Here is a 22,922-nt window from a genome sequence, read left to right on the forward strand (position 1 = left end):
AGGAGGAATGGGTGTCCATCGCGCCCCACGAGGTAGTTGCTTGTGTCGCAGACGTTCTCGGCGTTCCCGTCGCAGCGCTCGATCCGGATGAGGATCTGACGCTGCGCGGACTCGACTCGATCAGTGCAATGAAGTTGGCCGGACAGTGGCGTCGCACGGGATCGGTCGTCCGGTTCGTCGATCTACTCGAACGACCCACATTGTCGGAGTGGGTGACGCTGGTCAGCGGAGTCGGCCACGACGGCCCCGAACTCGGCGTCGACGACACACCCGTCGTTCCTTCGCCTGGTCAGCCGTTCGATCTCGCCACGATGCAGCATGCGTACTGGGCGGGCCGTCAGGACACCCGACATCTCGGTGGTGTGGCCGCACACTTCTACAACGAGTTCGACGGCCGCGACCTCGAGCCCGCCCGGCTGGAGGCTGCGGTGCGCGCGCTGTTACGCCGCCACGACATGCTGCGGGCCGCCTTCGATATCGATGGCAGGCAACGGATTCTGACCGAAAGCCCGTGGCGTGGTCTGCACGTGCGCGACTTCCGTCACGACCCCGACGGGTTGGAGAGGGTACGCGCCGAATTGTCACATCGGCAGTTGGATGTCGCTCGGGGGGAGGTGTTCGACATCCAGCTCTCACTCACCCCCGACGGCACCAGGGTTCACGTGAACCTCGACATGCTCGCCGCCGACGCGCAGAGCCTGCGGGTTCTGTTCGCCGATCTGGCTGCGCTGTACCGGGATCCACAGGCGCTGCTTCCCGAACTGGGCTACAGCTACGCCCGCTATCTCGCCGAACATGCGCGGCGCGCTTCCGGATCGGCCGAGTACGAAGCGGCGCGAGCCTACTGGCGTGATCGCCTGCCGAGGCTGCCCGCCGCACCAGAGCTACCGAAATCCGGTGCGACAGTGGATTCTCGGGTGATCCGCAGGCACAGCTGGCTAGCCCCCGAGGCCCGCCGTGAGCTGGAACGCCAGGCGCGGAGGCGGGGATTGACCCCGGCCATCGCCGTCGCCGCGGCCTTTGCCGAGGTGATCGCGGCGTGGAGTTCCGAGCAGAAGTTCCTGCTCAACCTCCCCTTGTTCGACCGGGAACCCGTACATCCCGACGTGGCTGGGCTCGTCGGCGACTTCACCTCGTCGGTGTTGGTGGCCGTCGACGCGACCGTGCCCGGCACGTTCGCCGAGCGGGCCGGCGCCGTGCAGTCGCAGTTTCGCGCCGATGCCGCCCACGCCGCGTATCCGGGTGTGGAAGTGCTGCGCGACCTGGGTCGACACCACGGTGAGACCATGCTGGCGCCCGTCGTGTACACCAGCGCCCTAGGCCTCGGCGAACTGTTCGACCCGCTCGTGCGCGACTGCTTCGGCGACCCGGTCTGGATCGTCTCCCAGGGGCCACAGGTCCTTCTGGACGCACAGGTCACCGAGTTCGACGACGGTCTGCTGGTGAACTGGGACGCCCGCCGGGACGCCTTAGCGCCGGGAGTCCTCGAGGCGATGTTCGGGGCGTACACCGGGCTGCTGAACCGCTTGTGCACCACCGAGTCGGCGTGGGACGAGCCGGTTCCCGATCTTCGCCCGGATGAGCAGTTGGCGGTCCGCGCCGCGGTCAACGCCACGACGGCGCCACAATCAGGCGCATCGCTGCACGAGCGGGTCTTCGCACTCGCCGATGCCACACCGGATGCGCCCGCCGTGTTGTGGGGCACGGCGAGTGAAGGTACGGAGGGCAGTCTCAGCTACGGCGAGCTGGCCCGCCAGGCGCGCGAGCTCGCCGCGACATTGCCGGCCGGACACATCATTCCGGTGCACCTTCCGAAGGGGCCGGAACAGATCGTCCGGGTGTTGGGCATCCTCGCGGCGGGATCGGCGTATCTGCCGGTCGGGATCGATCAGCCGCCGCATCGACGCGACCGCATCCTCGCCAACGCGGGTCCCCACTCCGATGCCGACGGGAGCGACCTGGCCTATGTGCTGTTCACCTCGGGCTCCACCGGAGAACCCAAGGGCGTGCAGATTCCGCATTCGGCGGCCGCCAACACCATCGACGACCTCACCGCCAGGTTCGAGATGTCCGCGAGTGACCGAACCCTGGCAGTCTCGGCGCTCGACTTCGACCTCTCCGTGTTCGACATGTTTGCTCCGCTGACCGTCGGTGGTGCCGTGGTGGTGGTGCGCGAGCACGAGCGCCGCGACCCCGCAGTCTGGGCCGATCTCATCGCGACACACCGTGTCACGGTGCTCAACTGCGTTCCGGCAGTTCTCGACATGCTCGTCACGAGCCGCGGCGCGGAACTGCGGTCCACGCCGGGGCTCGAAGGTGACGCTGCGCTGCCGTTGCGGTGTGTGCTGGTCGGAGGTGACTGGGTCGGGCCCGATCTGCCCGGCCGGCTACACGAGCTGGCGCCGGACTGTGTGTTCGCCGCCCTCGGTGGAACCACGGAAACGGCGATCCACTCGACGATCCAGATCGTGGACAGCATCGCGCCGCAATGGCGGTCGGTGCCCTATGGCGTTCCGCTGCGCAACGTTCGCTGTCGGGTCGTCGATGCGCTCGGCCGTGACCGGCCGGACTGGGTACCCGGCGAGCTGCACATCGGCGGCGCGGGAGTGGCGCGGGGATACCTCGCCGACCCCGACCTCACCCGGGCCAAGTTCGGCTCGGGCTGGTACCGCACCGGCGATCTCGCGCGCTACTGGCCGGACGGGACGCTGGAGTTCCTCGGTCGCACCGACCATCAGGTGAAGATCCGGGGGCACCGGGTCGATCTCGGCGAGATCGAGGCGGCGCTCACCGCGCATCCCGCCGTGAGCAGAGCTGTCGCGGTGGCGATCGGCAACCGGGCGACCGCGGCCGTGACACCGGTCCCTGGTGCTGATGTCGACCCGGCCGAGGTGGTGGAGTTCGTGACCGACCGGCTCCCGGAGGCGATGCTTCCGGACCGCGTTCGGGTGCTCGAACAGCTGCCCCTGTCACCGAACGGCAAGATCGACCGCGCGGCACTGCGGGAGTTGATGGACGAGAACACATCTGGCTCGGAATCGGTCCCGCTGACGCCTCCCGACACGACCGCCGAGCGACAGGTGGCGGCGGTGTGGTCGCAGATCCTCGGCATCGTCGAGATGGGTCGCGAGCACGACTTCTTCGTGCTCGGCGGGGATTCGATGCTCGCGACCCGGATGATCGGGAGGTTTCCCGGTGTGAAGCTGGCCGATCTGTACGAGAATCGCACCCTCGCGGATTTCGCATCCGCGCTGTCGGCGAGCAGCCTGGCCCTGTCACTGAGCGACGAGACGCGGGAGCTTCGTGACATCGGTATCGTCGCCGATCCCGACTCCTGGTTGGAGCCCTTCCCGATATCGGATGTGCAGCGCGCGTATTGGATCGGCCGGGACATGCGCATGACGCTCGGTGGTGTCGACGCGCACTTCTACACGGAGTTCGACGGCGTGGACGTCGACGTGATCCGGTTGGAGGACGCCTGGAGCCGGCTGATCACTCGCCATCCGATGCTGCGTGCGGTGATCGATGCCGCGGGTCAGCAGCGGGTACTCGCCGAGGTGCCCTGGTTCCGGATCCCCGTGGTGGACGCGCAGGCGGAATACGAGGGCGCGCTCGCGGACTTGCGGGCGCAGATGTCGCATCAGGTTCGGGATCCGCAACACTGGCCGCTGTGCGACCTGCGTGCGGTCCGCTACCGGCTCGACGGTCGGGCGCGGACGCGGATCGGGGTCAGCATGAACAACCTCGTGCTCGACGGTCTCAGCATCATGATCGTGCTCTCCGAGCTCGACCGGCTCTACCGTGAGCCAGAGCTCGAGCTGCCGCCCGTCACCCTGAACTTCCGTGACTACGTGCACCAGGTGGTACCGCAGCCCGCGGCCGTCGACCAGGCGCGCTCGTACTGGCGAGACCGACTGGCACAACTGCCGCCCGCGCCTGCGCTGCCGTTGGCCGTCGATCCGGCAATGCTGCACGCGCCGCGCTTTGAACGGCGTGTCCGACGAATCGACACCGAGCAGTGGCGCGCGATCGGCGCATCGGCCCGCGCACACGGGGTCACCACAGCGACCACTCTGCTGACCTGTTACGCGGAGGTACTGGGGGTGTGGAGCGGGCAGCGTGACCTCACCGTCAACCTCACCGTGTTCGACCGCTCGGATGTGCACCCGGACATCAACCGCGTGGTAGGGGACTTCACGTCGCTGCTCCTGGTCGCCTGCCGACGTAGCGCCGGCGAGCCGTTCGCCACCGGGGTGCGGCGGGTGCAGGAGCAACTGGGCCGCGACCTCAGCCACCGCGAGGTCTCCGCGGTGTGGGTTCTGCGTGAGCTCGCGCGCCGCTCGGGTACCAACGAGGTCGCCATGCCGGTGGTGTTCACCAGTGTGCTCGGACTTCCCGAAGGGGCCGAGTTGGTAGAGTCCACCGCCTTCGGCGAGCGGGTCTGGGGCGTGATGCAGACGCCACAGACGTGGCTGGACTGCAAGGTATACGAGTCCGACGGCGGCCTCGTGGTGGAGTGGGATGCGGTCGCGGAGCTGTTTCCGCCGGGCGTGTTGGACGCGATGTTCGAGGCCTACCTGTTCCTGGTGGGCCGGCTCGCCGACGGTGACTGGTCTGCCACGGTGCCGGATCTGCTTCCCGTGGCGCAGCGCGCCATTCGGCAGCAGGTGAACGACACCGGGCGGCCCGCAGCCGCGACCACATTGCACGACGGGTTCTTCGCCACCGCGCGGCGGGACCCCGACCGGACGGCGTTGCTGTGGGACGGGGGGCAGTGCAGCTACGCTGTGCTCGCCGATGGGGCGCTGCGCGTGGCGGCCGCCCTGGTCCGGGCCGGGGTTCGGCCCGGCGACCTGGTCGTCGTGTCGATGCCACGGGGACCGGAGCAGATCGCGGCCGTGCTGGGCGTGCTCGCCGCGGGCGCGGCGTACGTCCCGATCGACGTCGACCAGCCGGCTGTACGCCGCGACCGAATCCTGTCCGCGGTCAACCCCAGAGTGGTGTTGGGGCCGGCCGAGATGGCGGAGGCCGCGCAGGTGGACCCACTTGACGTGCCGGTCGAGGTCGATGCCGACGGACTCGGCTATGTCATCTTCACGTCGGGTTCGACCGGTGAGCCGAAGGGCGTGAGCATGACCCACGCCGCCGCGATGAACACGATCGGCGACATCAACTCGCGGTTTCAGGTGACCGGCCGCGACCGCGTGCTTGCGGTGTCCGCGTTGGATTTCGACCTCTCGGTGTACGACATCTTCGGCCTGCTGTCCGTGGGCGGAGCCTTGGTGCTCGTCACGGATGAGGCCCGCCGCGACGCGCAGGAGTGGATCCGGCTGGCCGAACGATGTGGCGCCACGGTCTGGAACACCGTCCCGACGTTGCTGGAGATGCTGCTGGTCGCCGCCGAACATGACGGTTTCCCCGACTCGTTGCGGGTGGCCCTGGTCTCGGGCGATTGGGTCGGCGTCGACTTGCCCGCGCGGGTGGTTCGGCACAGTGGCGGGGTATGCCGGCTGGTTTCTCTCGGCGGGGCCACCGAGGCCGCCATCTGGTCGAATGCCTTTCCCACCGACGTAGCGACGGAAGACCTCGCGGGTTGGACGTCGATCCCCTATGGATTCCCGTTGCGCGGTCAGCACTTCCGCGTTGTCGACCCACTGGGCGCGGACTGCCCGGACTGGGTGGCGGGGGAGCTGTGGATCGGTGGCGCGGGTGTCGCCCGTGGCTACCACGCCGACATCGATGCCACCGAACGGGCCTTCCCCGTGGTCGATGGTCAACGGTGGTACCGCACCGGCGACGTCGGCCGGTACCGGCCGGGCGGCGTACTGGAGTTCCTCGGCCGCCGCGACAGCCGGGTCAAGGTGCGGGGGCACCGCATCGAACTGGGCGAGATCGAGACTGCCCTGCACGCTCACCCGGACGTTGACCGTGCTGTTGTGGTCGCGCCGGGCCAGCGCACGAGCCGGCGTCTGGTCGGCTTCATCGTGGCGGATGCCGCTGAACTGGATTCCGAAGCGGTCAAGGAGTACCTGTCCGCGCGACTGCCCGGGTACGCCGTGCCTGCTTCCATCGCCGTAGTGGACACACTGCCTTTGACCGCGAACGGAAAGGTCGACCGTCGGGCGCTGGAGGCCCTGGCCGCCTCGGCCGATGTGGGGACCGGCATCGAGCCTCCCCACGGGCCGATCGAGACCGCGGTGGCCGAGCTGTGGTCGGACCTGCTCGGGGTGACAGCGGTCGGAAGGCACGACAACTTCTTCACCCTTGGTGGGGACAGCCTGCTCGCGACCCGACTCATCCCGCGCTTGCGGGCTGCCGGGCTGGCGGGTGTGGAGCTGGCGAATCTGTTCGCCGCGAGCGACCTCGCAGCCTTCGCGGCCGGCTTGAGCATCGGACAGGCGGTCGTGTCGAGGCCGATCATCCCTGCGCCAACGGATCGCCACGAGCCGTTCCCGCTCACCGACGTACAGGAGGCGTACCGGATCGGGCGCACCGACGAGCTCGTGCTGGGCGGTGTCGGCTCCCACTACTACGTCGAGTACGACGACCCGGACGTCGATCTGGCGCGGCTGGAGCTGGCCTGGAACCGGCTCATCGCCCGGCACGAGATGCTGCGGGCCGTCATCGACGCCGACGGCACCCAACGGATCCTCCCGGAAGTCCCGCCGTTCTCGATTCGAGTGGTCGAGGCGCACGGCGATCCGGAGCCCGCGCTGTCCGCCATGCGCGCGGACCTGTCCCATCAGGTGCTGGACCCCACCCGCTGGCCCGTTCTCGACGTGCGGGCCGTGCGGTACGACTCCCGCACCGGGCCTCGTGCCCGGGTCGGCGTGAGCCTGGACAATCTGGTGCTCGACGGCATCAGCATGATGATCGTGCTGACCGAGCTGGACCGGATCTATCGCGAACCGGACGCCGAGCTGCCGCCGGTGGAGCTGTCGTTCCGCGACTACCTGTTGCAGCGTGCGCCGGAACCGGAAGCGTTGGTCGCCGCCGAGGACTACTGGCGTGCGCGAGTGCGTGAGTTGCCGCCGTCGCCCCAACTGCCGCTGGCGACGGAGCCCATGGCGGTGTCGGTGCCGCGTTTCGTGCGCCGCCACACCGTGATCGCCACGGACGTCTGGGCAGGGATCAGGCAGGCCGCTCGCGCGGCGGGCGTGACACCGTCGGCGCTGTTGCTCGCCGCCTACGCGGAGGTTCTCGGCCGGTGGAGCGGCCGACGTGACCTCTCCGTCACCGTCACGTTGTTCGATCGGCAGGAGGTGCACGTCGGCGAGCCCGACCGCTCCGGCCGCGTCGAGGACGACACGCCCTCCGCCACCTCACCGGGTGCCGCGGGACGGGTGGTCGGCGACTTCACGTCGGTGTTGATGGTGGGCTACGACCCGGTCGCGGGCGAGCCGTTGCTCGACAGCGTGCGACGCCTGCAAGCACAGCTCGGACGCGACCTCGACCACGCCCAGGTCTCCGGGATCTGGGCCGCCCGCGAGCTCGCCCGGCAGACCGGCGTATCCGGTTCGGCCTCGCCGGTGGTGTTCACCAGCATGGTCGGTGTCGCAGACGAGGTGTCGGAAGCCCTCCGCTGGCCGCACTGGGGCATTTCGCAGACACCCCAGGTCTGGCTGGACAACCAGGTGGTGGAGTGTTCCGACGGGCTGCACGTGGCCTGGGACGCGGTGGCGGATCTCTTCGAACCCACGGTCCTCGACGACATGTTCGCCGCCTACTCGGAGCTGCTCAACGGCCTGACCGCGCTCGGAGCGGTCGTCCAGCGTCCCGGGCTGCCCGCCCGCCAACGTGCTGTCCGGGACGCCGCCAACGCGACGGCCGATGTGCCGACGGGGGACGTTGCGCTGCATACGCCGTTCTTCGCGTTCGCCGCCACCGACCCGGACCGCACCGCGCTGTGTTGGTCCGACGACTCGCGGATGTCCTACGGCGAATTGGCTGAGGGAGCGTTGCGGGTCGCGGCCTGGTTGCGGGGTGCCGGTGTGGTACCGGGCGATCTGGTCGCCGTCACCCTGCCGCGTGGCATCGAACAGGTCATCGCGGTGCTGGGGGTGCTCTCGATCGGTGCGGTGTACGTGCCGCTCGGGGTCGATCAGCCGGCGTCCCGTCGGCAGACCATCCATGATGCCGCCGGAATCCGGCACGTGATCGAGGATCTCGCCGCCGCCGAGCACAACGCCCCGCTGTCCGAGCCGATCGCGCTGCCCGGCGACGCGCCGGCGTACGTGATCTTCACGTCCGGAACGACCGGCGTGCCCAAGGGGGTGGAGATCACTCATCGCGCGGCGACGAACACTGTCTCCGACGTCAGTGCCCGCATCGGCCTTGGCGGTGACGATCGCATCCTGGCGGTGTCGGCGCTCGACTTCGACCTGTCGGTGTACGACCTGTTCGGTCCACTGTCGGTCGGCGGCGCGGTGGTGCTGCTCGACGACAGTGCGCGACGTGACCCGACGCAGTGGTTGAACCTGATTCGGCGGCATGGCGTCTCGGTGTGGAACTCGGTACCGATGTTGCTGGAGATGCTGCTCGTCGCATCCGGGCCAGATCAGCTTCCGGACCGACTCCGTGTCGCACTGGTTTCCGGTGACCGCGTCGATATCGATCTACCCGCCCGGCTGACGCAGGGCAGCTGCGGCCGCTGCCGATTGGTTGCGCTCGGTGGCGCCACCGAGGCCGCGATCTGGTCGACCGCGCTCGAGCCGACTCGCCTCGATACCCGATGGACCACGATCCCGTACGGGCCGCCCCTGCGTGGACAGTACTTCCGCGTCGTCGACGGCTGGGAGGAGGACTGCCCGGACTGGGTGGCGGGCGAATTGTGGATCGGCGGAGCCGGTTTGGCCACCGGGTATCGAGCCGACCCGGAGCGTACCGCCGAGCGTTTCGTGCAGCGCGCGGGCACGCGGTGGTACCGCACCGGAGACGGGGCACGCTACCTGCCGGACGGCAACATCGAGCTGCTGGGCAGGCTCGACGACCAGGTGAAGGTCCGCGGCCATCGGGTGGAATTAGGCGAGGTCGAGGCCGCGCTGCGCAGCCATCCGGCCGTCGACTCGGCGGTGGTCGTTGTGGTCGACGGCCACGACCTGCACGCCTGGGTGATCGGCAGCGGCAATCTCTTCGAGGAACTGGACGTGCAGGAACATGTCGCCGGTCTGTTGCCCGGCTACGCCGTACCGACCCGCATCACGGTTGTCGACGCGTTCCCCCTCACCGCCAACGGGAAGCTCGACCGAAACGCCCTGCGCGGGAGCACACCCACCCGACCGGCCGGCGCGCACGAGCCGCCGGTCGGCGAGGTCGAGATCACGCTGGCGCGGCTGTGGGCGGAGCAGTTGCCGACAGCCGAGGTCGGCAGGCACGACAACTTCTTCACCTTCGGCGGAAACAGCCTGCTGGCCACCCGGCTGGCACAGCGCGTGCAGCAGACGTTCGGCGTCGAGCTGTCGCTGCGCGAATTCTTCACCACACCCACGGTGGCGGCGCTCGGTCGTGCGGTCGAACGCCACCAGGGCAATTCACTCACCCAGATTCTGGAGGAAGGCGTCGTATGAACGTTCATGAACTGGTCGGCGAGATGTCGCAGGCAGGCATCGCACTGTGGGCCGAGTCCGGACAACTGCGGTTCCGAGCGCCGCAGGGCGTGATGGACGATGAACGGCGGGCCGCCCTCCGCGAACACCGGGATGCGCTGATCGAGCACCTGACGCAGCAACCGGCGGCGGACGCCCTCGTCCCGGATCCGGAGAGCCGGTACGCCCCCTTCCCGCTCACGGGCGTACAGCGGGCGTACGCGTTGGGCCGCAACTCCGCCTTCGCCTATGGCGGCACCGCCGCCGCGGCCTATCTGGAGCTCCTGCTCCCGGGTGTCGAACCGGCGCGGTTGGAGGCCGCTTGGCGGACCCTGGTGGCACGTCACGACGCGCTTCGCACCGTCGTGGACCTCGAAGCGGGCAGCCAGCGGGTGCTGCCGGAGGTGCCGGACTATCGCATCGAGGTCGGCGACGTGCGGGGCGCCGACGCTGCGGCCGTGCAGACCGCGGTCGAGACCGTTCGCAGCCTGCTCGGCGCCGACCGGCCGACCGATCAGTGGCCGCTGTTCGGGTTGCGCGCCACGCGCACCGACGACGGGCTGCTGCTGCACCTGGCGATGGACCTGCTCATCACCGACTCGGCGGGCATCCAGATCCTGCTCGGCGAACTCGCCACGCTGCTGTCCGGCGATGGCGCCGCGGACCTGTCTCCGCTGCAGATCAGCCACCGCGACTACGTCCTGGCAGAGAACCGACTCCGCGAGACCGCGCAGTACCACCGGGATCGCGCGTACTGGCTGGAGAGGATCGACGAGCTGCCGCCGGGTCCCGACCTGCCTGTGCTCAGCGGCGCCCGCCAGGAAGTGGGCCGGTTCCATCGCCTGCAGGCCTCGCTGAGCGTCGAGGAGTGGGACGCGCTCGACCGGCAGGCGCGTGTGCGTGGGGTGACCGCCTCGGCGGTGTTGCTCACCGCCTACGCAGAGGTGATCGGGCGTTGGAGCCGCCGACCCCGCTTCACCCTCAACCTGCCCACATTCAACAGGCTCCCGCTGCACCCCGACGTGCCGAAGCTGGTGGGGGACTTCACCTCGATGGAGTTGCTCGAGGTGGACCTCAGTGCGGAATCTCCCTTCGTCGATCACGTGCGGGCGCTGTCCGGCCGGCTCTTCGACGATCTCGACCACCGCACCTTTTCCGGTCTCGACGTCCTGGCCGAGGTGCGCAGGCGGCAGGGCCAGGACGCGGCGCTCATGCCCGTGGTCTTCACGAGCACACTCGGCATCGCGAACGGGACGTCGGGATCGGCGGTGGGCGACATCGTCTACGGACTGACCCAAACCCCGCAGGTGTGGATCGACTGTCAGGTAGTCGAGCACAACGGCGGACTGCTGCTGGGTTGGGATGTGCGCGAGGACGCGTTTCCGTCAGGGCTGGCCGAGGATGCCTTCGCCACCTTCGTCGACCTGGTCCGGCGCCTGGTGGCGGAAGGCGGTACCTGGGACGAGGTGTGCCCGGTGGACCTCCCGACGCACCAGCGGGAACGGAGAGGGTCGGCCAACGACACGGTTGCGCCGAAACCCGGAGGTCTCCTCACCGACGCCGTCGTGGCACAGGCTCTGCGCGACCCGCACGCCCCCGCGGTGATCGACGAACGGATCACTCTCGGATACGGCGAGCTGCTGGCCCGCGCCGAGACGGTCGCCGAGGCATTGCGTTCGCGCGGTACCGCACCGGGTGCGGTCGTCGCGGTGGTGATGGACAAGGGATGGGAACAGATCGTCGGCGTGCTCGGGATCCTTTTGGCCGGTGGCGCGTATCTGCCGATCGACCTCTCCCAGCCGGCCGAACGTCGCAACCGCATGCTCGCCGCCGCCGACGTCCGTCTCGTGCTCACGCAGTCGTGGTTGCTCCCCGAACCCGGCGACGGGCCGGAGTGGATTGCGGTTGACCTGCTACCGCGTGGCGCGGATGTCACCGAGCCGCCGACGCCACTGCGGGAGCCGGACGACATGGCCTACGTCATCTACACCTCCGGGTCCACCGGCACCCCGAAGGGTGTGATGATCAGCCACCGAGGAGCGCTCAACACCATCGCCGACATCAACCGTCGGTTCGGTGTCGGATCGTCGGACCGCGTCCTCAGCATCGCCAACCTCGGCTTCGACCTGTCGGTGTACGACATCTTCGGTCTGCTCGGCGCGGGAGGGACCATCGTGCTGCCCAGCCCCGGCCGGCGGACCGATCCCTCGCACTGGGCCGAACTGACGGCCCGGCACCGGGTAACGGTATGGAACTCCGTTCCCGCGCAACTGCAGATGCTGCAGGAATATCTGGAGGTGGGCGGAGCCGCCGACGACCTGAGTTCGATGCGGCTGGCGTTGCTGTCGGGAGACTGGATCCCGCTGACCCTGCCGGAGCAGGTTCAGCGGTTGCTGCCGACCGTCGAGGTGGTGAGTCTCGGCGGCGCGACCGAGGTCTCCATCTGGTCGATCTTCCATCCGGTCCGGGCCGTGCAGCCGCAATGGCGCAGCATCCCGTACGGCAAGCCACTGGCCAACCAGCAGTTCCACGTGCTCGACGCCGCGTACCGTCCGTCGCCGGAGTGGATTCCCGGCGAGCTCTACATCGGTGGCGTCGGCTTGGCGCTGGGTTATCTCGGGGACGAGGCCACGACGGCGCAGCGGTTCATCCGGCACCCCGACACCGGCCAGCGGCTGTACCGCACCGGCGACCTCGGCCGCTACCTTCCTGACGGTTCCATCGAGTTCCTCGGCCGCGAGGACCACCAGGTCAAGATTCGCGGTCACCGTATCGAGTTGGGCGAGATCGAGGCGGCGCTGCGCGCGCACCCCGGTGTCGGGGACGCCGCCGTCGTCGTGGACGGTGAGGGAACCGACCGCAGGCTGGTGGCGGTGGTGGAGAGCCAACGGACCGACCCGGACCGAGCTACCGCTCGTGCCGAGGAGGTCGTTGCGGCCGGGGCGGACACCGCCGCGGCGGTTGCCGAGTCGCTCGACGGTGCCGCGTTGACCGAGTTGATTCGCCACGCCAACCGCGCCGCCGTGCTTGCGATGGTGTGTGCCCTGCGCGAAGGGGGCTTGTTCGCCAACGCGGAGAGCTCGCACAGCGAGGGCGACATCGCGGAATCCCTGCGGGTGGCGAGCGTTCACCGCAGGCTGCTGCGACGCTGGTTGTCCGGACTCGTCGCCGCGGGCGCGTTGTCGCAGGACCAGCCGGGCGGCGCCTATCACGGATTAGCGGTCGGGACCCCGGAGGAGGCGGCGCGGGAGTGGCAGCGGGTCGAGGAGCTCGACGGCCGGATCGGCTACGGGGCCGAGACGTTGCGCTATACCCGTGCCTGCAGCGAGCGACTCGGTGAACTGTTGCGCGGTGAGGTCGATGTGCGGACCCTGCTGTTCCCGCAGGGGGAGCAGGACACTGCGCATGCCGCGTACGGAGCCAACCTGGTCAGTCGCGGCATGAACCAGATCGTGATCGGCGGAGTGCGTCGGATCGCCCAGCAACACCGGGGCGACGGTCCGCTACGAATTCTGGAGGTGGGTGCGGGTGTCGGCGGCACCAGCCGCGAACTGGTGCCCGCGCTGGCCGAGTATGCGGCTGATATCGACTATCGCTACACCGATATCTCGACGTACTTCCTCACCGCCGCGCAGGAGCGCTTCGCCGACTACCCGTTCCTGGATTACGCGCTGTTCGACCTGAACGACGACGCGCAGGCGCAGGGCGTCACGCCGCATTCCGCCGATGTCATCCTCTGCTCCAACGTGCTGCACAACGGCCGCGACATGGTGCAGGTGCTCGATCGTTTCCGCGAAATCCTCGCCCCCGGTGGCTGGTTGGTGTTCATCGAGCCCACCTGGGCTCACAACTATCCGCTCCTGGTGTCGATGGAGTTCTTCGAAGAGTTGACGGGGTTCACCGACCTGCGTGAGGCCACGGACCAAGTGTTCTTCACGAGCGCGCAGTGGCTCACTCTGCTCGCGGACGCGGGCGCCGAGCCGGTTGCGTGCGTGCCCGATGCCGCGAACGCGCTGTCGGAGGCCGGCCAGCAGGTGTTCTTCGCCCAGTTCAAATCCGACCGCAACCGCCTCACGCCCGGCGAGTTGAGCAGCCACCTCGCCGAGTTGCTGCCCGACTACATGATGCCGACGCAGATCCATCTCACCGATGCGCTGCCTCGGTCGGCGAATGCGAAACTCGACCGGTCCGCCGTGCTCACGTCGCTGCCGAAGGCAGCTGACACCCGCACCGCGCGGGTCCGTTGGGAAGCACCGGCCGATGAGCTGGAGCAGCGGCTCGCCGCGCTCTGGGGTGAGCTGCTCAAGGTCGAGCGGGTGGGCAGGAACGAGGATTTCTATGCTCTGGGCGGCGATTCACTGCTGATCGCTCGGATGGTCGGCAAGCTCCGGGAGACGGAGCCGATCGCAGCGGGCCTGGATTGGGAGGTGATGCTCGGCCAGATGCTTCGGCAGCCGACGGTCGCCGGGCTGGCGGCGTTCCTGCGTTCCGGCCCCGACAACGCCGCGCGGTCAGCCGGCACGTCTCACTCCAATGTCGTACAGCTGCAAGGGGATGGCGACGAGCCGGTGCACGTGCTGGTGCATGCCGGGACGGGCACGCTGCTGCCGTACCAGTTCGTGGTCACCGAGCTGCGGAAGCGGTGGACGGGTGTCGGCTCGCTCACCGGGCTGGAGGTGGCCGACGCCGACTCGTACCTCGCGCTGAACCCGGACACCCTGGTCGAGGACCTCGGCGCCGACTACGCCCGGCAGCTGCTCGAAGGTGGCGGACGGCGTTTCCACATCGTCGGCTACTGCCTCGGTGGCCTGATCGCCACCGAAGTCGCGTCCGCTCTGACCGAGGCGGGCGCCACGGTGGAGAGCCTCACCGTGATCAGCTCTTACCACCCGCCGTTCCGGGTGGACGACGAGCTGCTGGTGGAGTGCTCGTTCGGCCTTGCCATGGGCGCGCGCCTGGGCGACAGCGGATTCCCGGCCGAGGTGGATGTCTTCGGCCGGGCTGTGCGGGCGGTGCTGGACCGCACGCCGGATCGGCTGGCCGACGGGTGCTTCACCGCTTTGGACGGCGAGTTCAGCGGCATCGCAGCGCAATTCCGTGCACTCGCGCAACGCAGCCGGGCCGACCGGCTCGCCGCATTGCACGCCACGCTGCCCAGCGCAGGCGAGGAGCACGGCTACACCCTGGAGAAGTTCACCGAGCTGTTCCACATCTTCCGGCAGAGCGTCTTCGCAGTGACCCGCTACCGGCCGCGTACGTACGCCGGCGACGTATCACTGCTGCGGCACAGCGGATACATGCTGTTGCCGGGCATGCGCTCCGACGTCGCCGCGTACTGGCAGCAGGTGTGCCTTGGCGACCTGCAGGTGGTCGACGTACCAGGTGACCACTTCGACTGTCTGACCGCTCAGTACGCAGGCACAGTCTGCGATCTGCTCCCAGGCAGCCTCGGGTGACCGCGCCACTGATCGCTCTGGTGGGCGCTTCGGGCCAGGTTGGCCGGGTCGCTGTCGAGATGCTCGCCGAGTTCGGTGGGGTGCGGCTGCGGCTCGGCGGACGGCACCCGGATCGGCTCAGTGCCGTCGCTGCGTGCCTGGGCCATTCGGTGGAGGTCCGACCCGTCGACATCGACGACCCGTCCGCGTTGGCACAGTTCTGCCGGGGCGCGCGCGTGGTCCTCACCTGCGCAGGGCCGTCATATCTGTTCAAGGAGCGCGTCGCGCGGGCAGCCATCGAGGCCCATGCCGACTACGTGGACGTCTCCGGTGACGACCCCGCATACGCGGCGCTGGCGGGCCTTGACCTCGCCGCTGAGGGCCGAACGGCGGTGCTCTCGGCCGGGATGCTGCCCGGCGCGGCCAACCTGGTTGTGCGGTGGGCGGCCGACAAGGGATTCGATCGGGTCTTCCGGCTGGTCGCCCACGTCGGGGGCCTCGAGCGGTTCACCTCGATCGCGGCACAGGACCTGGTGCTGTCGGTGTTCGATGCCCGGGTCGGCGAGCTGCCCGGCGACGAGGGGGGCAGAGCCTGGTACGGAGAGTCACTGGCCGCTTGGCGTGGTGGTCGCCGCGCATCCCGTGCCCTGTTGCCCGTAAGCGACACCGAGCTGCCCTACTTCCCCGGCACGGTCAGCCTGCAACCCTATTTGAGCAGCGGCTGCGAGCGAGTGGGCACGATGCTCGCCCTCACCGAGTTGGACTGGTACACGGTGTCCGGCGGGACGCGCCTCGGCACGGTGCTGAGCAAACTCCGCGGGCTCCCGACCTCCCGACGCCCGGCCCTGGCGGCGGCCGCAAAGGAGCTCTGCGCCGCCGCCGAACTCGACCTCGCCGGGCGCGATCCATACCACCTCATGGCCTTTCACCTCGCGGGGCAGCGCGAAGGGCACAGTGTCCGGCGCAGTGTCGTGCTGCGCACCTCCGACAGCTACCGGCTCACTTCGGCCACTGCCGCGCTGGCCGTGCGGGCCCTGCTCGACGGAGCGATCGCGCCTGGTGTGCAGTTCGTCGACACCGTCCTCGACCCCGCGGCGTTCGTGGCGGGGCTGGATCGGCTGGGCGCGATCGACTACCTACGCGTTGTGGATGGCGCACCCGGCGTCGTCGAGGAAGGGGTGCTGTGAGGATGGACGCCAGTGCACCTCCGCTGCGGGTAGTGGTGTGCGGCACCGGATTCGGTCGGTTCTACTTGCGAGCGCTGCGGAACGACGACACGCAGTTTCAGCTGGTCGGAATACTGGCGAGGGGCAGTGGATTCTCCGCGGACTGCGCACGGGACCACGGCGTGCCGCTGTACACCGACGTCGAGCAGCTGCCCGAGGATGTCGACATCGCGTGTGTCGTCGTGCGTGCAGGTGTGGCCGGCGGGCCCGGCGCGGAACTCGCTCAGGCACTGCTGGACAGGGGAATCCATGTGCTGCAGGAGCACTCGTTGCATCCCGATGAGCTCGCGGCCTGTGTGCGCGCCGCCCGACGGAACCAGGTGCATTACCACCTGAACACCTTCTACCCTCATGTGGAGCCGGTGCGCAGGTTCCTCGACGCGGCCCGCACTCTGATCACGAACCAGCCGCCGCTGTTCGTCGACGCCGTGTGTGCCAGCCAAGTTCTGCACTCGACGGTCGACATCATCGGGGCCGCCGTCGGCGGTCTGCGGCCCTGGACGGCGTCCGACGCACCGGAGCCGAGTCCTGGTGGGCCGTTCCGCGCCGTGGCGGGGACTCTAGCCGGGGTCCCTGTCCAGCTCCGCGTGCAGCACCAGGTCGACCCGGGCAACCCCGATTGCCACGCTCATCTGCTGCATCGCGTCAGCATCGGGTGCGAGGGTGGAGTTCTCACGCTCGCCGACACGCATGGACCGGTGCTGTGGAATCCGCGCATGCACGCCGAAAAGGGACCGGCGGGGCGGTTGGCGGTCGACGGCGCGGGCACCGAACGGCTCGACGTGCCCAGCGCTCAGATCCTCGGTCCGACCGCGTATCCGACGTTCCGTGAGGTCTTCGACCGGCTGTGGCCGCAGGCCGTGGTCGGGGCCCTGCGAGGTCTGGCCGACGCGATCGGTGGTCGGGCCGACTCGATCGCCAAGGCCCAGCGCGACCTGACCACGACGCGCCTATGGCATGAGATGCTCACCGGCCTCGGCCCGCCCGACATCATCCGGCCGGGAGAACCACGGCCCTTGGCGTTGCCACAACTCCTGGCGGACGCCGCACGTATCGGCGAAAGGCTCCCGTCGTGACCATGACCACGAACGCCTGGTTGCGGCCGTTCACCCGGCATCCCCACGCCGCGGTCAGACTGGTGTGCTTCCCACACGCAGGTGGCGCGGCCAGCGCTTACCGGCCCTGGGTGCCGCATCTCTCGCCGGCAGTAGACCTGGTTGCGGTGCAGTATCCGGGCCGCGAGGATCGGTTCGGTGAGGCGTTCCTGGCCGACCTGAACGATCTGGCCGACCAGGCGTTCGATGCCGTTCTCACGGTGGCTGATCGACCCACCGTCCTGTTCGGGCACAGCATGGGCGGCGCGGTCGCCCACGAGGTTGCCAAGCGTCTGGCCGGCGTCCGCCCGGTGGAGCACCTGGTGGTCTCCGGACGGCAGCCGCCCGCGCACCACCGCGCCGGACAGGTCCACCTCGCCGATTCCGACGCGTTGCGCGCCGAGCTACTGAGGCTCAGCGACGCGAACCGGCCGCTGGTGGCCGACCCCGCGCTCTTCGACGTCATGACGCCGGTGATCCGCGCCGACTATCGCCTCATCGAGACCTACCAGGCACTGCCGGGCAGCACGCTGCGCTGCCCCGTCACCGCGTTTGTCGGCGAGCAGGACCAGGAACTGACCGTGGCCGAAGCCAGGGACTGGCGAGCCGAGACCACCGGCGCCTTCACACTGCGCCGGTTCCCCGGCGACCACTTCTATCTCGGGCCACACCGCGCCCAGGTGGTGGCCGCCCTTCTTGCTTCCGTCCTGCCGCGGCCGTCCACTCCGTAACGACACCGAAAGACACCGAAAGACACCATGTCCGACTCCTATTCACCGGTGGCCGAGTTCTACGATTTGGCGGCCCGCACGCACACCGAAACGGCAAAGCTGCTCGCTGAAACGCTCGCCGACGTCGACCCGGGCAACGGCCCCGTTCTCGACCTGGGCGCGGGCACAGGCCGTGCCGTCGAAACCATTGCCTCGGCGCTCCCGAACGCCAGCATCCTTGCCGTCGAGCCCGCGATCGCCATGCGGGCCGTGCTTCTCAGTCGGGTCGCGGCCGACGATGATCTCCGCCGCCGTGTCACCGTCCTGGCAGACACCGCCCAGAACGTGGCGCTGCCGGACCGCCTCTCCGCCGCAGTGCTCTTGGGCATGGTGGGTCATCTCGACAGGGAGGAGCGAATGGCGTTGTGGCGGCGCCTCGCCGACCGACTTCCTGCGGGTGCGCCGGTGATCGTCGAGGTGATTCCGTTGCCTTCCCCCGCATCCGTGCCGGAGATGCGCTTTGCGTGCGAGTCGGTGGGCGAGGACACCTATGAGGGCTGGATATCCGGTGAACCCGCCGGTTCCGATCTGATGCAGTGGCGGACGCGGTGGACCGTCTCTCGCCGGCAGCAGGTGCTGCGCACCGTCGAGTACGTCAACGACTGGTACACCGTCGGTATCCACGATCTGGCCGAGGAGACGGGATGGACTGGGCATGCACTGAGCCCGCAAGTAGGTGTGCTGCGCCGATGAGTGCCTATCCGTCGTTTCACGATGTCGCCACGCACTTCTTCTTGCAGATGACGGTGATCATGGTCGCCTACCGTCTGCTGTGGCGAGTGTTCCGGCGACTGGGGCAGGTGGAGGTGGTCGCCATCATGGCCACCGGGTTCCTGCTCGGTCCCTCTGTTCTCGGTGCGTTCTGGCCGTCGGCCCAGCAGTGGCTGTTCCCCACCACAGTCGGGGTCGGCGGCACGGCTGTCCCGCATCCGACGTTCACGGCGCTCTACGTGGTGGGCCAGCTCGGCTTGGTGCTCTACATGTTCCTCGTCGGAACGTCGTTCGACACCGGCATCTTCACCTCGCACCTGCGCACGGCAGGGGTCACCGCGACCACCGGTGTGGTCGCGCCGGTGCTGCTGGGTGGTGCGACCGGCTTCGTCCTGGCCGGCCAGGGCGGCTATTTCACCAGCAAGGTCACCCCATGGGAGGCCGCCATCTTCCTGGCTGCGGCCGTGGCCATCACGTCGTTTCCCGTTCTGGCGTGGATCATTCAGGATGCCGGCCTCGATCGAACCCGCCTGGGGACGATGGCGCTGTCGTGCGCCGCCTTCGACGACGCGTGCGCCTGGATACTGCTCGCCGTCGTCTTGGCCTCCACCGAACACAACATGTCGGGTGCGGTTGTCGCGCTCGTCGGCGGGGTGGGTTTCGTTTTCGTCATGGTCGTGGTCGGGCGACCACTGCTGCGTCGGCTCGACGACTGGGCGCCATCCGAGACCCTCGGCGATGGATTGCCGGTCGGCCCGCTGGCCGTGATTCTGATCACCACCTTGGCCTGCGCGTGGTTCACCGATCTCGTCGGTGCCTCGTCGGTGTTCGGCGCCTTCCTCGCCGGGGCGGTGATGCCGCGCGGTCGGCTACTGGACACGGTGCGCACCCGAATCGGGCCGCTCGTCTCCTATCTGCTGCTGCCGGCCTACTTCGTCTTCTCGGGCCTCAACACCCAGCTGGGCCTGATCCTCGAGCCGACGGTGCTGATTGCGGCGGCCGCCGTGATGATTGCCGCCTTCGGCGGCAAGTTCGGTGCGATCACCCTGGCTGCCCGTGCCAACGGCATGAGCTGGTGGGAGGCGAGCTCCATGGGCAGCCTGGCCAACGCCCGCGGCTTGATGGAACTGGTCTTGGTGAACATCGCCCTCACCAGGGGACTCATCACCCCCGCCCTGTACACCATTCTCGCGGTGATGGCGTTGGTCACCACGTTCGCCGCTACCCCGGCGTTCCGCCTGTTCCAGGCCCGTGCGCGAAAGCGAGGACTGGAGTTCGCTGCGGTCGGCGAAGTATCGGCGCCAACACCGGATCCGGTGTCCACCGGGCAGATTGAGTCCAGGTGATGGCGACGAACGCCGTCGACGACCACTTACCTGAGTCCGTCCCCGTCGCGCTGGTGGCGACGGGGACGGATCCGTTTCTGGAACTTGTTGCGGTGCAGACTACTTGAGCTCGGCTGACGACTTGCCGAGCACCCGCCGCGCCACGATCAGCTGCTGGATCTGCTGGGTGCCCTCGAAGATGTCCAGAATCTTCGAGTCACGGCCCCACTTCTCCAGGAGCGTGCGCTGCGAGTAACCGATGCTGCCTGCCAGCTCGACGGCCTTGAGCGTGACGTCGGTGCCGGTGCGGCCCGCCTTCGCCTTGGACATCGAGGCCTCGAGCGAGTTCGGCTTCTTGTTGTCGGCCATCCAGGCGGCCCGCAGCGACAGCAGGTAGGCCGCCTCCCAGTCCGCCTCGAGGCGGAGGAATTCGGCGGCCGCCGCGTGCTGGTTGTAGGCGGGGGTGTCGTAGGAGACCTCGACGCCCGCCTCGGCCAGGATGTCGCGCAGTTCCTCGAGCGCGGCCCGGCCGACGCCGACGGCCATGGCGGCCACCAGCGGGCGGGTGTTGTCGAAGGTCTGCATGACGCCCGCGAAGCCCTGCTCCACGTTCACCTCGGGGCTGCCGAGGATGTTGTCCTTGGGGATCCGGCAGTCCTGCAGCAGCAGCACGGCGGTGTCCGACGCCTTGATGCCGAGCTTGTGCTCGAGACGCGCGACGGACAGGCCGGGGGCGTCCCGCGGCACCACGAACGACTTGATCGCGGCGCGGCCCTTCGACTTGTCGACCGAGGCCCACACCACGATGTGGGTGGAGCGTTCGCCCGCGGTGACGAAGATCTTCTCGCCGTTGAGAACCCACTCGTCGCCGTCGAGGACGGCGGTGGTGGTCACGGCGGCGGAGTCGGAGCCGAAGCTGGGCTCGGTGATGGCCATCGAGGCCCAGACCTTGCCGAAGCGCTCGAGCTGCTCATCGGTCGACACCGCAGCGATCGCCGCGTTGCCCAGTCCCTGGAAGGGGATCGAGAGCATCAGTCCGACGTCGCCCCATGAGGTCTCGAGCGCGTTCAGCAGCGCGGCCATGTTGCCGCCGTTGGAGTTGCCGAGCAGCTCGGTGGAGGCGTCCGACCGGCCACCGGCGGCGCCGCCGACGTCACCGCCGGAGTCGTTGAGGCCCTCGATCATGGCGGCCATGGTGTCGAGTTCCACGGGGTATTCGTGCTCGGCCAGATCGTACTTGCGCGAAATGGGCCGGAAGATCTCCGCTGCGACCTGGTGCGCCTGGTTCGCAGAGGCTTTGAGCTTCTTGGGAAGTTCGAGGTTGATCATCAAAGTCTCCTAGTGGACAGCAGCGGCGTCAGATGAGGACGATGCCCTCGGCAACGCCGATGGCTCGCAGGTCGCGGTACCAGCGCTCGACCGGGTGCTCCTTGGTGAAGCCGTGGCCGCCGAGCAGCTGCACACCGTCGAGGCCGATCTGCATGCCCTTCTCCGAGGCGAGCTTGCGGGCGAGCGCCGACTCGCGCGCGAAGGACAGCCCCTGCTCGGCACGGGAGGCGCCGCGGAGGGTGACCAGGCGCATGCCGTCGAGCTCGATCGCGATGTTGGCGACCATGAAGGCCACCGCCTGACGATGGCTGATGGGCTCGCCGAACGCCTCGCGCTCGTTGACGTAGGGGATCACGTAGTCCAGCACGGCCTGGCTGGTGCCGACCGCCATGGAGGCCCAGCCGAGGCGGGCGAGGCGGATGGCGTTGGCGTAGTCGGTGGCACGCTGGGCGGCGTCGCCGTCACCGAGGATCGCGGACTCGGGCACCGCGACATCGGTGAGGATCAGCCGGCCGAGGCCCGCCGCGCGCAGCCCCATGCTGGGGTCCGCCTCCACGACGAGGCCCTTGGCGTCGGACTCGACGATGAAGAAGGCCGGCTTGCCGTCGAGCTCGGCCGCGACGAGGAACAGCTCGGAGTCCGCGGCTGCGGGCACGAAGGACTTGACTCCGTTGAGCTTGTAGCCGCTGGGCGAGCGAACCGCCTTGGTCTGCAACGCGAACGGGTCGAACAGGGCGCGGGGCTCGCTGACCACGACGGCCGCGTTCGGCACCTTCTCGCCGGTGAAGGCGGGGAGGTAGGTCTGCTGCTGGCTGTCGGTGCCCCACTGGGTGAGGGCGACCGCGACGCCGCTCGGCGCCAGGATCGGCAATGCAAGGCCCATGTCGCCGTGCGCGAGCGCCTCGGCGACGAGGGAGTTGGTGACCGCGCCGCGCTCGCTGGCCGCGCCGTCGAGCTCCTCGGGCACGTTGATGAGGGTGATGCCGAGCTCCGCGGCGCGCGCGACCAGGTCGGCGGGCGACGCGGCGGCGGCATCGGCGTCGTGCGCGGCGGGGCGCAGGATCTCGCCCGCGAAATCGCGGACCGTCTCGACGATCATCTTCTGCTCGTCGTTCGGGGTGAGGTCGAAGTAGTCGGCGTTCTTGGTCTCGGCCGTGGGCAGGCGCTTCGGCTGGCCGCCGCCCGAGACCTTCGTGAACGTCCTGGTCGCCGCTCCCAGCGTCTTGAAGCCGGTCTTGGTGCCCTCGTAGGTGACCCGGTCGATGGTCTGGCGGAGGTTGTACTTCTCGGCGAGCTCCGAGCCGGTGATCTTGGTGAGCACCCGCATGGCTGCTCCCATCGCGTCCCGCTTCACCGGGTTCAGGCCTACGGCGGAGGTGTCGCGGGGCTCACGCTTGGCGCCGTTAGCTCTCACAACGCTGTCTTGCTTACTCATGATCACCAGTTTC

Annotated in this window: 9 protein-coding genes; 7 read left to right on the plus strand and 2 right to left on the minus strand. The window is 68.9% G+C overall.

The window, feature by feature from the left end:
- Positions 1-11 precede the first annotated feature (11 nt).
- Genes ACWFRB_RS13580 through ACWFRB_RS13610 form a run of 7 tightly spaced genes read left to right on the plus strand, consistent with a single transcriptional unit; the run spans position 12 to position 20,166 of the window.
- Positions 12-9,566 carry an amino acid adenylation domain-containing protein gene (locus ACWFRB_RS13580; protein WP_452641642.1) on the plus strand — a complete coding sequence of 3,185 codons (9,555 nt, stop codon included), beginning with the start codon at positions 12-14 and terminating at the stop codon, positions 9,564-9,566.
- Positions 9,563-15,040, plus strand: coding sequence for an amino acid adenylation domain-containing protein (locus ACWFRB_RS13585; RefSeq protein WP_452641644.1), 5,478 nt, complete (start codon positions 9,563-9,565; stop codon positions 15,038-15,040). Before ACWFRB_RS13580 ends, ACWFRB_RS13585 begins: the two co-directional genes overlap by 4 nt.
- On the plus strand, positions 15,037-16,206 hold the full coding sequence (locus ACWFRB_RS13590) for a saccharopine dehydrogenase NADP-binding domain-containing protein (RefSeq protein ID WP_452641645.1): 1,170 nt from the start codon (positions 15,037-15,039) through the stop codon (positions 16,204-16,206). Before ACWFRB_RS13585 ends, ACWFRB_RS13590 begins: the two co-directional genes overlap by 4 nt.
- Before the next feature lie 2 nt (positions 16,207-16,208).
- Positions 16,209-17,321 (plus strand): Gfo/Idh/MocA family oxidoreductase, encoded by a 1,113-nt coding sequence (locus tag ACWFRB_RS13595; RefSeq protein WP_452641646.1) that lies wholly within the window; start codon positions 16,209-16,211, stop codon positions 17,319-17,321.
- A 2-nt stretch (positions 17,322-17,323) separates the two neighbouring features.
- On the plus strand, positions 17,324-18,070 hold the full coding sequence (locus ACWFRB_RS13600; RefSeq protein ID WP_452641687.1) for a thioesterase II family protein: 747 nt from the start codon (positions 17,324-17,326) through the stop codon (positions 18,068-18,070).
- Between the two features lie 48 nt (positions 18,071-18,118).
- On the plus strand, positions 18,119-18,802 hold the full coding sequence (locus tag ACWFRB_RS13605; protein WP_452641648.1) for a class I SAM-dependent methyltransferase: 684 nt from the start codon (positions 18,119-18,121) through the stop codon (positions 18,800-18,802).
- The gene (locus ACWFRB_RS13610; protein WP_452641649.1) at positions 18,799-20,166 is read left to right on the plus strand and encodes a cation:proton antiporter; all 1,368 of its coding nucleotides are present in this window, start codon (positions 18,799-18,801) and stop codon (positions 20,164-20,166) included. The genes ACWFRB_RS13605 and ACWFRB_RS13610 overlap by 4 nt, the downstream gene beginning before the upstream one ends.
- 99 nt (positions 20,167-20,265) lie before the next feature.
- Here ACWFRB_RS13610 and ACWFRB_RS13615 read toward each other — a convergent pair whose 3' ends face one another.
- Entirely contained in the window at positions 20,266-21,474 is a 1,209-nt protein-coding gene (locus ACWFRB_RS13615; protein ID WP_452641651.1) for an acyl-CoA dehydrogenase family protein, read from the minus strand.
- Between the two features lie 28 nt (positions 21,475-21,502).
- Positions 21,503-22,915: an acyl-CoA dehydrogenase family protein gene (locus ACWFRB_RS13620; protein WP_452641653.1), complete on the minus strand. Its 1,413-nt coding sequence runs from the start codon at positions 22,913-22,915 to the stop codon at positions 21,503-21,505.
- Positions 22,916-22,922: the final 7 nt, after the last annotated feature.

This window comes from Rhodococcus sp. NPDC055112 (genome assembly GCF_053607505.1).

Excerpts from the sequence above, each read along its gene's own strand:
- ACWFRB_RS13610 (WP_452641649.1), top strand. The coding sequence starts at position 18,799 with ATGAGTGCCTATCCGTCGTTTCACGATGTCGCCACGCACTTCTTCTTG.
- ACWFRB_RS13585 (WP_452641644.1), top strand. The coding sequence starts at position 9,563 with ATGAACGTTCATGAACTGGTCGGCGAGATGTCGCAGGCAGGCATCGCA.
- ACWFRB_RS13615 (WP_452641651.1), bottom strand. The coding sequence starts at position 21,474 with ATGATCAACCTCGAACTTCCCAAGAAGCTCAAAGCCTCTGCGAACCAG.
- ACWFRB_RS13600 (WP_452641687.1), top strand. The coding sequence starts at position 17,324 with ATGACCACGAACGCCTGGTTGCGGCCGTTCACCCGGCATCCCCACGCC.
- ACWFRB_RS13595 (WP_452641646.1), top strand. The coding sequence starts at position 16,209 with ATGGACGCCAGTGCACCTCCGCTGCGGGTAGTGGTGTGCGGCACCGGA.